The 12,777-nt window shown below is 43.4% G+C and carries 12 protein-coding genes; 11 read left to right on the top strand and 1 reads right to left on the bottom strand.

Annotated features, from left to right (window positions below; all coding sequences use genetic code 11):
• Nucleotides 1-46: 46 nt before the first annotated feature.
• Nucleotides 47-325, bottom strand: coding sequence for a type II toxin-antitoxin system HicB family antitoxin (locus tag DWW86_RS11935; protein WP_015543219.1), 279 nt, complete (start codon nt 323-325; stop codon nt 47-49).
• 564 nt (nt 326-889) lie between these two features.
• Between DWW86_RS11935 and trpE the strand changes: the two genes are divergently transcribed.
• The 11 genes from trpE (at nt 890) to xylB (ending at nt 12,537) form a co-directional block, all read left to right on the top strand.
• The gene (gene trpE / locus DWW86_RS11925; RefSeq protein ID WP_117943353.1) at nt 890-2,374 is read left to right on the top strand and encodes an anthranilate synthase component I; all 1,485 of its coding nucleotides are present in this window, start codon (nt 890-892) and stop codon (nt 2,372-2,374) included.
• The gene (locus DWW86_RS11920; RefSeq protein WP_117943351.1) at nt 2,371-2,958 is read left to right on the top strand and encodes an anthranilate synthase component II; all 588 of its coding nucleotides are present in this window, start codon (nt 2,371-2,373) and stop codon (nt 2,956-2,958) included. Before trpE ends, DWW86_RS11920 begins: the two co-directional genes overlap by 4 nt.
• Before the next feature lie 53 nt (nt 2,959-3,011).
• The gene (gene trpD, locus DWW86_RS11915) at nt 3,012-4,022 is read left to right on the top strand and encodes an anthranilate phosphoribosyltransferase (RefSeq protein WP_117943349.1); all 1,011 of its coding nucleotides are present in this window, start codon (nt 3,012-3,014) and stop codon (nt 4,020-4,022) included.
• Between the two features lie 83 nt (nt 4,023-4,105).
• On the top strand, nt 4,106-4,942 hold the full coding sequence (gene trpC, locus DWW86_RS11910; RefSeq protein WP_072522896.1) for an indole-3-glycerol phosphate synthase TrpC: 837 nt from the start codon (nt 4,106-4,108) through the stop codon (nt 4,940-4,942).
• Nucleotides 4,943-4,961: 19 nt separating this feature from the next.
• The gene (locus DWW86_RS11905; protein ID WP_117943344.1) at nt 4,962-5,597 is read left to right on the top strand and encodes a phosphoribosylanthranilate isomerase; all 636 of its coding nucleotides are present in this window, start codon (nt 4,962-4,964) and stop codon (nt 5,595-5,597) included.
• A 62-nt stretch (nt 5,598-5,659) separates the two neighbouring features.
• Nucleotides 5,660-6,844 carry a tryptophan synthase subunit beta gene (gene trpB / locus DWW86_RS11900; RefSeq protein WP_117943342.1) on the top strand — a complete coding sequence of 395 codons (1,185 nt, stop codon included), beginning with the start codon at nt 5,660-5,662 and terminating at the stop codon, nt 6,842-6,844.
• Nucleotides 6,837-7,610, top strand: a complete 774-nt coding sequence (trpA, locus tag DWW86_RS11895) for a tryptophan synthase subunit alpha (RefSeq protein ID WP_117943340.1) — start codon at nt 6,837-6,839, stop codon at nt 7,608-7,610. The genes trpB and trpA overlap by 8 nt, the downstream gene beginning before the upstream one ends.
• Before the next feature lie 141 nt (nt 7,611-7,751).
• The gene (locus DWW86_RS11890) at nt 7,752-8,576 is read left to right on the top strand and encodes an AraC family transcriptional regulator (RefSeq protein ID WP_015543226.1); all 825 of its coding nucleotides are present in this window, start codon (nt 7,752-7,754) and stop codon (nt 8,574-8,576) included.
• A 180-nt stretch (nt 8,577-8,756) separates the two neighbouring features.
• The gene (locus tag DWW86_RS11885) at nt 8,757-9,374 is read left to right on the top strand and encodes a DUF4867 family protein (RefSeq protein ID WP_072522900.1); all 618 of its coding nucleotides are present in this window, start codon (nt 8,757-8,759) and stop codon (nt 9,372-9,374) included.
• Between the two features lie 59 nt (nt 9,375-9,433).
• Nucleotides 9,434-10,915 carry an L-fucose/L-arabinose isomerase family protein gene (locus DWW86_RS11880; protein ID WP_117943338.1) on the top strand — a complete coding sequence of 494 codons (1,482 nt, stop codon included), beginning with the start codon at nt 9,434-9,436 and terminating at the stop codon, nt 10,913-10,915.
• Nucleotides 10,916-11,079: 164 nt separating this feature from the next.
• On the top strand, nt 11,080-12,537 hold the full coding sequence (xylB, locus tag DWW86_RS11875; protein WP_015543228.1) for a xylulokinase: 1,458 nt from the start codon (nt 11,080-11,082) through the stop codon (nt 12,535-12,537).
• Nucleotides 12,538-12,777 lie beyond the last annotated feature (240 nt).

The raw sequence follows: 12,777 nt of genomic DNA, 5'->3' as shown, positions 1-12,777 counted from the left end.
TCTGTAGTTCTGGTAAATATTCCCTGAACAAAAAAAGTTGGAATGATCATTCATCCCAACCCTCATAAAATCTGATATTGACGGAGATATTCCGGACAATATCTCCATCCTGAAGTTCCAGATCATCCTCATCGGAAACCGGCGGAAGCTGGCAGTCATCTTCATCAAGTTCAAGTGTGATCCAGTTGTAGGCAGCTGCATTAGCCTCTTCGATGGCCTCGTCAAGTGTGTCGCCCTCACCGTAACAGTCTTCAAGATCAGGGAAAAATCCCCGGTAAGTTCCTTTGTCAGTTTTGCGGAAAACCGCAGGATAAATAAATTTCATAGTGGATAAACTCCTTTTTATGATACGACAGTGCCTGTATGACACTGCTTTTTTTCTTTGCTTATTATATCATATTCTCCGAAGTTTAAAAGAGGGGAATCACAAAGTTGAGAATAAAAAATGTGAAATCTGTCTAACCCTATTGACAATTAAAAAAAATCATGCTATTTTATAGAAAATTCAATTTAATAAGTTAAACCGTTGAAGCGGAGATAAAAGCTGTTATGCGCGCACAGAGAATCCGGGTGGGTGAGAGCTGGATGGAAATGCAGGCTGCTAAATGGACCGCTGAGGGCACAGGGAAAGGTAGTAGCTTAGTATTCTGTGACGTAGGGCATACGTAAGTTGCCGGGAATATGCAGGTATTCCGCAAAGCGCACGAGTCATTTCGTGAATCAAGGTGGCACCGCGGGTGAAGTTTATTGCTCGTCCTTGACAGAGGAATCTTTGTCATGGACGGGCTTTTTATGTTACAGGAAATTATTCTGTAATATTCCAATAACGTAAAATGCTCCGCTTTATCAGACACATTCTAAGAAATGCATCAGGAGGAGGTAAAGATACATGTATCCTACACTGGAAAACATCAGAGAGATTGCAGCAAAAGGACAGTACAAAAGAGTTCCGGTCTGCCGGGAAGTGTATGCAGACAGATATACACCGGTAGAAGTTATGAGAACTTTAAGGAAGGCAAGCAGACATTGTTATCTGCTGGAAAGTGCCAGCCAGACAGAAGTGTGGGGACGCTATTCTTTCCTCGGATACGAACCGGTGATGGAAATTACCTGCACAGATGGATGCATGAAGATACGTCGTACAGAAGAAGAAAATAAAGAAGAAATTACAAAACAGGTCGCGCATCCGGGAGACACTTTAAGAGAGATTTTGAAAGAATATAAAAGTCCGGTGATGGAAGAAATGCCTCCGTTTACCGGTGGGCTGGTAGGATATTTTTCTTACGATTATATCAAATACAGCGAGCCGAAATTAAAGCTTGGAGAGCACGAAGATCCGGATTTCAGGGACATGGATCTGATGTTATTTGATCAGGTAATTGCGTTTGATCATTATCGCCAGAAGGTACTTTTGATTACAGGAGTGATGCTTGATGATCTTGAAAAGTCTTATCAGAAAGCAGAAAAAAAACTTCAGGAAATGGCAGATCTGATACGCGATGGAGAGAAAGAGGAGTTTCCTTCATTGAAGCTGGCATCTGAGATCAAACCACAGTTCCCAAAAGAAAAATACTGCGGTATGGTTGAAAAAGCAAAGCATTATATCCATGAAGGTGACATTTTTCAGGTTGTGCTTTCTAATCCGATGAGGGCGAAAGCAGAGGGAAGCTTATTTGATACTTACAGAGTTTTAAGAGCGACAAACCCGTCACCGTATATGTTCTATTTTTCCAGTGATGATATCGAACTTGCAGGTGCATCACCGGAGACACTGGTAAAACTTGAAGACAAAAAACTGACAACATTTCCTCTTGCCGGAACAAGACCGAGGGGTAAGACAAGAGAAGAAGATCAGGAACTGGAAGCCGGACTTTTAAAAGATGAAAAGGAACTTGCAGAGCATAATATGCTGGTCGATCTTGGGCGAAATGATATAGGAAGGATCAGTAAGATCGGAACGGTTGAAGTAGAAAAATATATGACTGTGGAACATTTTTCACAGGTTATGCACATCGGTTCCACGGTTGCAGGTGAACTCAGAGAGGACAAAGATGCAATAGACGCCGTTGATTCCATTCTTCCGGCAGGAACACTATCCGGAGCACCGAAGTTCCGTGCATGCCAGATCATCGAAGAACTGGAGCAGAGTAAACGAGGCATCTACGGAGGAGCTATCGGTTATCTGGATTTTGCCGGAAACCTTGATACCTGCATTGCAATACGACTGGTATACAAGAAAAAAGGTGAGATCTGTATCCGGTCCGGAGCCGGAATTGTGGCGGACAGTATTCCGGAAAAAGAATTCGAGGAATGCTGCAACAAGGCGAGAGCGGTTGTACTGGCAATCGAGAAAGCACAGGAGGGACTGGAATGATCGTACTGATTGATAATTATGACAGCTTTTCGTACAACGTATATCAGCTGATCGGTTCCGTAGCACCGGATATAAAAGTTGTACGAAATGATGAATACAGCGTAAAAGAAATCGAAGAAATGAAGCCGGAAGTACTGATTCTCTCACCGGGACCGGGCAGACCGGCAGAAGCAGGAATCTGCATTGAGGCAATTCGATACTTTGCCGGAAAACTTCCAATCCTTGGTATCTGCCTCGGACATCAGGCAATCTGTGAAGCTTTCGGCGGGGAAGTCTCCTATGCAAAGGAACTGATGCATGGAAAGAAAAAGACCATTTATACGGTTGGAAAGAGCCCTCTTTTTGAAGGACTTGGGGACAGCTTTCAGGCAGCAAGATACCATTCACTGGCAGCAGTAAGAGAAAAATTACCAGATGTCTTAAGGGTTACTGCTGAGGCGGAAGATGGTGAAATCATGGCTGTTGAACATACAGAATATCCGATTTTCGGAGTACAGTTTCATCCAGAATCTGTCATGACACCGGATGGAAAAGTGATGGTGGAAAACTTTATGAGAGTTGCAGAGCAACGAAACAATTCGTAAGTATTCATAGTTATAGGAATTTGGTATAAAAAAATAATCAGGAGGAAATTAAAATGATTAAAGAAGCAATCGTAAAACTTTCCAAAAAAGAAAATCTGACATATCAGGAAGCAGAAACAGTTATGGATGAAATCATGAGCGGACAGGCGACAGCGGTACAGATGTCTTCCTATCTGACGGCACTTTCCATGAAAGGCGAGACGATTGATGAGATCACTGCATCTGCAGCAGGAATGCGTGCACACTGTATTAAATTACTGCATGATCTGGATGTACTTGAAATCGTCGGAACAGGTGGTGACGGGGCCAATTCTTTCAATATTTCCACTACTTCTTCACTGGTTATTGCAGCTGGCGGAGTTCCGGTTGCCAAACATGGAAACCGTGCAGCATCCTCAAAAAGCGGTGCTGCCGATGTACTTGAAGCACTTGGTGTAAATATTACGATTCCACCGGAAAAGAGTGCAGAACTCCTCAAAAAAATCAATATCTGTTTTCTGTTTGCACAGAATTATCATATCGCAATGAAGTATGTGGCACCGATCCGTAAAGAACTTGGAATCCGTACAGTATTCAATATTCTCGGACCTTTAAGCAACCCGGCGGGCGCCAATATGGAACTGATGGGAGTATTTGATCAGGCACTTGTAGAGCCGCTTGCACAGGTAATGGCGAAGCTTGGCGTGACAAAAGGAATGGTTGTATTCGGACAGGATAAGCTGGATGAGATTTCAATGAGCGCACCTACGTCTGTTTGTGAAATCAAGGATGGCTGGTTCCAGTCTTATGAGATCACACCGGAGCAGTTCGGTTACGAAAGATGTTCCAAAGATGATCTTGCAGGTGGTACTCCGGCAGAAAATGCTGAGATCACAAAGGCAATTTTAAGAGGAGAAGAGAATGGACCGAAGCGTCAGGCAGTATGCTTAAATGCGGGTGCAGCACTCTATATTGCAGGCAAAGCTGAGACAATGGAAGCCGGTGTCCGTATGGCTGAAGAACTGATTGACAGTGGTGCGGCACTGAAAAAACTGGATGAATTTATCGCCTGCTCAAATGAGTAAGTGCTATAATAGGAAAGTCAGAGTATTGTTCCGAATGAAGGGATTGTATATCTGAACTTTATAAGAAAAGGAAATTTATTATTATGAATATATTGAATGAGATTGCCGAAAAGACGAGAGAGCGTATCGAAAGAGATAAAAAAGAAATGCCCCGTGAAGATCTGATCAACGAGATCCGACAGAAAAAAGTCCAGATGCTTCTGAATCCGTTGATCCAGTCTGAAACGGCAAAAACACCACACAGTTTCTACCAGGCACTGAAAAAACCGGGAATGTCTTATATCTGCGAGGTCAAAAAAGCCTCCCCGTCAAAGGGACTGATCGCATCGGATTTTCCGTATCTGGAGATCGCGAAAGAGTATAAAGCAGCCGGAGCAGCGGCTATTTCCTGCCTGACAGAGCCTTTTTATTTTCAGGGTTCAGATCAGTATCTGTGGGAAATTGCATCGGAAGTAGACATTCCGGTCCTTCGAAAAGACTTCGTAATCGATGATTATATGATTTTGCAGGCAGCCGCATACGGAGCCGCAGCCGTACTTCTGATCTGTGCGCTTCTGGATGATAAACAGCTTCGGGAATATCGAGAAATGGCAGAAGACCTTGGTATGGATGCGCTGGTAGAAGCACATGACGAGGAAGAAGTAGAGCGTGCAATAAAGAGTGGAGCAAGGATCATTGGTGTCAATAATCGTGATCTCAAGACGTTCGAAGTGGACATGCAGAACAGCATACGGCTTCGTAAACTTGCACCGGACAATGTGATTTTTGTATCTGAAAGCGGTATCCGAACATCAGAAGATATCAAAAAATTACATGAAAATCAGATTGAAGCTGTGCTGATCGGAGAGACACTTATGCGCAGTCCAGATAAAAAAGCAGCACTGGAGGAACTGAATGGAGCACCTTTAGAAGAAGCATAAGTACATAGAGATACAGGAAATGAAAACAGAAAATTTCAGCAAAACAAAGATTAAAATATGTGGTTTAAGACGCAGGGAAGATATCCTTGCAGTCAATGAAGCGAATCCTGATTATTGTGGATTTATCGTTGAATTTCCCAAAAGCTTCCGTAGTGTGACAGCAGATGAGGTAAGAGAACTGGTGAAGAATCTTTCACCGGAAATTCAGCCGGTCGGGGTGTTTGTCAATGCGTCAATGGAGCTTGTAAGGTCACTTTTAGATGATGGAACACTTGCCATGGCACAGCTTCACGGACAGGAGAAGGAGTCTTATATTGCAGAATTAAAAGCACATACAGATAAGCCGGTCATCAAAGCTTTTTCCATAAAAACAGCCGATGATATGGAGAATTCATTGCAGAGTCCGGCAGATTATATCCTGCTTGATCAGGGCAGCGGTGGAACCGGCAAGACATTTGACTGGTCTTTGATTCCAAAGATTGAACGTCCATTTTTCCTTGCAGGAGGAATCGGGGAAGAGAATCTGGAGCAGGCGCTCAGGGAGATTCACCCGTTTGCGGTGGACTTGAGCAGTAGTGTGGAGACAGAAAAGTGGAAAGATCCGGAAAAGATCCGAAGAGTTGTGGATATTGTAAGAAACGCAGTACAGGATTAGAGAAGAGATTGTAGAGCAACAAGAATATTTTGAAGGAAAACATAGAGGAGGAAATCAAGCAAATGTCTAAAGGTAGATTTGGAATACATGGAGGGCAGTACATTCCGGAGACACTGATGAATGCAGTGCTGGAATTGGAAGAGGCCTATAATCACTATAAAGATGATCCGGAATTTAACCGTGAGCTGACAGACTTACTCAACAATTACGCAGGACGTCCGTCTCGTTTATATTATGCCGCACATATGACGGAAGACCTTGGCGGGGCAAAAGTTTATCTGAAACGTGAGGACTTAAACCATACTGGAGCACACAAGATCAACAACGTTCTCGGACAGGTTTTACTTGCAAAAAAAATGGGAAAAACACGTGTCATTGCAGAGACAGGTGCCGGTCAGCATGGTGTTGCAACGGCAACGGCAGCTGCTCTTATGGGCATGGAATGTGAAGTTTTTATGGGTAAAGAAGACACGGAACGTCAGGCATTAAACGTATACAGAATGCGCCTTCTGGGAGCAAAAGTACATGCCGTTACATCAGGAACTGCGACCCTAAAAGATGCTGTTTCTGAGACAATGAGAGAGTGGACAAACCGTATTTCCGACACACATTATGTACTCGGCTCTGTCATGGGTCCGCATCCGTTCCCGACGATCGTACGTGATTTTCAGGCTGTTATTTCTAAAGAAATAAAAGAACAGATCCTCGAAAAAGAAGGAAAACTTCCAGATGCCGTACTTGCCTGTGTAGGTGGCGGTTCCAACGCAATTGGTACATTTTATAACTTTATCGAGGATGAAGGTGTGCGTCTGATCGGCTGTGAAGCTGCTGGACGTGGTGTAAATACAGCAGAAACAGCAGCAACGATCGCAACTGGAAAACTCGGTATTTTCCATGGAATGAAATCTTATTTCTGTCAGGATGAATATGGTCAGATTGCACCGGTTTATTCCATTTCTGCTGGTCTGGATTATCCGGGAGTCGGACCGGAACATGCACATCTTTATGACATCGGACGTGCGGAATATGTACCGGTAACTGATGATGAAGCGGTAGATGCTTTTGAATATCTGTCCAGAATTGAGGGTATTATTCCGGCAATCGAGAGTGCTCACGCTGTGGCATATGCAAGAAAAATCGTACCACAGATGCGCAAAGATCAGATCGTAGTTATTACAATTTCAGGACGTGGAGATAAGGACTGTGCGGCAATAGCACGTTACAGAGGGGAGGATATCCATGAATAAGAGAATTACAGAAGCATTTGCAAAAGGAAAAGCATTTATCCCGTTTGTTACCTGTGGGGATCCATCTCTTGATGTTACTGAAAAAATCGTTTATGCAATGGAAGAAGCCGGTGCAGATTTGATTGAACTCGGCATTCCTTTTTCTGATCCGACAGCAGAGGGACCGATAATTCAGGGGGCGAATTTACGTGCTTTATCTGGTGGGGTTACGACTGATAAAGTATTTGATATGGTTGCAAAAATCCGTAAAAATACATCAATTCCGATGGTATTTATGACGTATGCGAATGTTGTTTTTTCTTACGGTGTAGAGCGTTTTTGTAGGAAAGCAGCGGAAGTGGGAATGGACGGGATGATTCTTCCGGATGTGCCGTTTGAGGAAAAAGAGGAGTTTGCATTGGTAGCGGAGAAGTATGGACTGGATCTGATTTCTCTGATTGCACCGACCTCTCATGAACGTATTTCTATGATTGCAAAAGAGGCAGAAGGTTTTGTTTATTGTGTGTCTTCTCTTGGCGTTACCGGTATGAGAAGCCATATCACGACAGATATCGGAGCGATGGTTCAGCTTGTAAAAGCGCAGAAGGATATTCCGTGTGCGGTCGGTTTTGGAATTTCCACGCTGGAGCAGGCGAAGAAAATGACAGAGCAGGCAGATGGAGTGATTGTAGGTTCTGCGATCGTAAAACTCTGTGAAAAACATGGCGCAGAATGTGTACCGTACATAAAAGAATATGTAAAATCAATGAAGGATGCGATAAGATAGATAAAGGATTCCCGGTGAGGTGGAGGCTACTTTTTCTATTGCTTGTAAATAGAATATCTTCATGCTATGATAGGAATTAAGTAGAAATATTTATGGGGGTATATAAATATTATTGAAAATGATTCAGGAGAGGGGTATGGCATGGAATTCCAGCATGAACTGGTGATCCCGGATGAGGGACTGCCATTTAAATTCTTTTTGTTTGAGGGAAGTCAGGGAAATTATGTACGGGAAAAGCACTGGCACACATCCGTTGAGATTTTTGCGGTGATGGAAGGTTCGCTGACATTTTACCTGAATGACGAGAAGCATCCGCTTAAGGCGGGAGAGCTGATGATCATTAATTCAAATGAAGTGCATTCAATTGATTCACCGGAGGAAAACCATACGGCAGTTTTGCAGATTCCGCTGAAACAGTTTGAAGATTATTTTACGGCACACCGTTTTATCCGTTTTGCGGGAAGCATACCGGAAATGGACGGAAAGCTTTCAAAACTCGTGCGTGAAATGTATAAACTTTACGGCAAACGCGGAACCGGGTATGAGTTTAAAATCCGTTCTTTTTATTATGATGTATTGTATCTTCTGGTCAATCATTATCGTCTTGATGAGGCAGGGGAGCAGGAAGTACGTCACAGCCGACGTTTGGATGCGCTTGCAAGAATCACTTCCTATATGAGAGAACATTATCAGGAAGAATTGAAACTGGCTGAAGTTGCGAATATGTTTGGCTACTCGGATGCATATTTATCCAGAATGTTTCAGAAATATGCAAATGTCAATTTTAAGACATATCTGCAGGATATTCGCATGACTTACGCATACAGAGAATTATTGAATACCGACAAGACGATCAGCCAGATCGCACTGGACAACGGATTCAGCAGCAGCCGCGCGTTTACAAGGGAATTTCAGAAGCGTTACGGCATTTTGCCGAGTGAACTCGATAAAGCAGATAAAAAATAAAGAAAGATGAAACAGGCGCTCTCGCAGGCACCTGTTTTTTTGGAATTTTTATAAATGTTTTGACAACTAAAAAAATACAAGGTCAAAAAAGTGCACTAAAGAGGACAAAAAATCTGGCGCAATTGAAAGCAGCTCATGCTATACTGAATTCAACATAAAAAATAAAGGAGGTAACTTCAGGTGAGGATTCAGAATGTAGCAGATGATGCGTTCCGTAGATATGGTAAAGTACTGGAGGGGTATGATTTTACGGAACTTCTGAAGGAAATGAAACACACTCCGGTTCCGGAGGACGTGACTTATGTTCCTTCCGTAGAAGAAATGGAAGCGCTGCCGGTTGCAAAAGAACTGCAGAACAAGGGATATGGCGGTCTGCCGATTGAAATCGGATATTGCAACGGACATAACAAGAAATTAAACGGTCTGGAATATCACCGCAGCTCCGAGATCAATGTTGCAGTGACAGACCTTGTACTGCTGATCGGACATCAGCAGGATGTGGAGAAAGATTTTACATATGACACATCAAAAGTAGAAGCTTTCCTTGTTCCTGCAGGAACTGCAATCGAAGTATATGCAACTACACTGCATTATGCACCATGCCATGTAAATGAAAGCGGTTTCCAGTGCGTTGTTGTCCTTCCGAAAGGAACCAACACAGAACTGACTTTTGAAACAGCTTCCGAGGGAGAAGACAAGCTTCTCACAGCGAAGAACAAATGGCTGATCGGTCATGAAGAAGCAGCTATTGAAGGTGCATTCAACGGACTGAAAGGTGCAAATGTTGGAATCGACTGATTGTGATTTTTTATTAAAACGCAGAAATACATTCTATATAATATGGAGGAATTTATATCATGAATAATATACCGGTAGTAAAACTTGGAATCATTGCAGTAAGCCGTGACTGTTTCCCGATTCAGCTCTCCGAGAAGAGACGCGCAGCAATCAAAGCAGCTTATAAAGGAGAACTTTATGAATGTCCTGTGACTGTTGAGAACGAACAAGACATGGAAAAAGCTCTCGAAGATGTAAACAAAGCAGAGTGTAACGCGCTGGTTGTTTTTCTTGGAAACTTCGGACCGGAAACACCGGAGACACTGATCGCAGAAAGATTTGACGGACCGTGCATGTATGTTGCAGCAGCAGAAGGCGATGGCGACATGATCAACGGACGTGGTGATGCTTACTGTGGTATGCTGAACTGCTCCTATAACTTAAAGATGCGTCATCTTGAAGCATACATTCCGGAATATCCGGTTGGAACAGCAGATGACATTGCAAAAATGATCGGTGATTTTGTACCGGTTGCACGTGCTGTCATCGGTGTTCGTAACCTCAAGATTATTACATTCGGACCACGTCCGCAGGATTTCTTTGCATGTAATGCACCAATCAAGGGTCTTTATGAACTGGGCGTTGAGATCGAAGAAAACTCCGAACTTGATCTTCTCGTTGCTTTCAAAGAGCATGAAAACGATCCTCGTATCCCGGAAGTTTGTGCAGATATGGCAAAAGAAATGGGTGAAGGAAGATATTACGAAGATCTCAATGCAAGAATGGCACAGTTCGAACTCACTCTTCTTGACTGGGCAGAAGCTCATAAAGGTGCAAGAAAATATGTTGCATTTGCTGATAAATGCTGGCCGGCATTCCCGTCACAGTTCGGATTTGAACCTTGCTATGTAAACAGCCGCCTTGCTTCCAGAGGTATTCCGGTATCCTGTGAAGTTGATATCTACGGCGCACTCAGTGAGTACATTGGACTTTGCATTTCCAACGATGCTGTTACTCTGCTTGATATCAACAACTCTGTTCCGAAATATATCTATGATGAAGATATCAAAGGAAAATATGATTACAAACTGACAGATACATTCATGGGCTTCCATTGTGGAAATACTCCTGCATGCAAGATGTGCGAATCCAGAGCCGTTAAATATCAGCTCATCCAGCACAGACTTCTTGAGCCGGCAGGATCTGATCCAGACTTTACAAGAGGAACTCTTGAAGGTGACATCGCTGCTTCTGATATCACATTCTATCGTCTGCAGTGCAACTCCGAAGGTGAACTGGTAGCATACGTTGCAGAAGGAGAAGTCTTAGATGTACCGACAAGATCCTTTGGTGGTATCGGTATCTTCGCTATCAAAGAAATGGGAAGATTCTATCGCCACGTACTGATCGAGGGCAACTATCCGCATCACGGAGCAGTTATGTTCGGACATTATGGAAAACAGTTCTTCGAAGTAGTGAAATTCCTCGGACTGGACGTAAAGAAGATTGGTTACAACCAGCCGGCAGGTGTAAGATATCCGACAGAAAATCCATGGGGTTAATCTACACATTCTGACTATAACAAAATAAAACAATACAGGCATCCCGGGAGTTTTCCTGGGATGTCTTGGCAAAAAGAAAAATAAAGATAAAAAATTAATAGCAATCGCAAACAGAATGTGCATGAGTTTTATACATATGATGGAGTGCACAGTTAGGAGGAAACATGTATTATATCGGCGTTGACCTTGGTACTTCCGCAGTAAAACTTCTTCTGATGGAAGAATCCGGAAAGATCTGTAATATCGTATCAAAAGAATACCCATTGTTTTTCCCGCATCCGGGCTGGTCAGAACAGAATCCGGAAGACTGGTTTACCCAGAGTGTTGAGGGAATGAAAGAACTGACAGAAGGAATTGACCGCTCTCTGGTAGCCGGAATCGGTTTTGGCGGACAGATGCACGGGCTGGTAACATTGGACGAAAATGATCAGGTGATCCGCCCGGCAATTCTCTGGAATGACGGACGTTCCCAGAAAGAAACAGAATATCTCAACAATGAGATCGGTAAAGATAAATTATCTGCATACACAGCAAACATTGCATTTGCAGGATTTACAGCTCCGAAGATCCTCTGGATGAAGAAAAACGAGCCTGATAAATTTGCAAAGATCGCAAAGATCATGCTTCCGAAAGATTATCTGGCATACAGACTTTCCGGATCTTTCTGCACAGATGTTTCTGATGCATCCGGTATGCTTCTTCTTGATGTGAAGAATCGCTGCTGGTCAAAAGAAATGATGGAAATCTGTGATGTAAAAGAAGAACAGCTTCCAAAGCTGTATGAGAGTTGGGAAGTTGTCGGTACACTGAAACCGGAAGTGGCAGAAGAGCTTGGTTTCTCAGCAGACGTTAAAGTTGTAGCAGGTGCCGGTGACAATGCGGCAGCTGCTGTCGGAACAGGAACTGTTGGTGACGGACAGTGTAATATTTCTCTTGGTACTTCCGGAACTATCTTTATTTCCAGTAAAAACTTTGGTGTTGACGAAAACAATGCACTGCATTCTTTCTGCCATGCAGACGGAAGTTATCATCTGATGGGATGTATGCTGAGTGCGGCTTCCTGCAACAAATGGTGGGCAGAAGAAATTCTTCAGACAAAAGATTTCGCAGCGGAGCAGGCACCGATTCAGAAACTTGGTGAAAACAATGTATTCTTCCTTCCGTATCTGATGGGAGAAAGATCTCCGCATAATAATCCGGATGCAAGAGGTGTCTTCTTCGGAATGTCCATGGACAGCACAAGAGCTGATATGACACAGGCTGTTCTGGAAGGTGTGGCTTTCGGTCTCCGTGATTCTCTGGAAGTTGCAAGAAAACTTGGTATTAAGATTGAGCGTACAAAGATCTGCGGCGGTGGTGCAAAGAGCCCTCTGTGGAAGAAAATCATTGCAAATGTTATGAACCTGAAAGTCGATGTACTGGAAGTAGAAGAAGGCCCGTCCATGGGTGGCGCAATGCTTGCGGCCGTTGGATGCGGAGCTTATCCGGATGTTGAAACGATTGGTAAAAAGATGGCGCATGTCGTAGATACCGTAGAGCCGGAAGAAGAACTTGTGGCGAAGTACGAGGAACGTTACCAGAAATTCAAGGAGTTATACCCTGCCTTGAGACCACTTTTTTAAGGTCCTTCCTTAACAACCGTCAATGGTTTGACAACCTAAGAAAACCCCTGAGGGGGAGCATCTCGGAGTTGCGAAAGGCCGAAGCTCCCCCTCAGACTCCCCCTTTTTGGCCCCGCTGAAACAAAATAAAAGTTAGAGTTAATCAATAGAATGATAGAGTACCAGAATAACTTTCTCCATACGGAGATCGGGGATTCTGGTACTTTTTGTATGTTTACATACATAGATAACCTGGGAGGA

Source organism: Ruminococcus sp. AF17-22AC, assembly GCF_003460065.1.
GTDB lineage: Bacteria > Bacillota > Clostridia > Lachnospirales > Lachnospiraceae > Blautia_A.
This window is presented reverse-complemented; position numbering and strand designations above follow the sequence as displayed.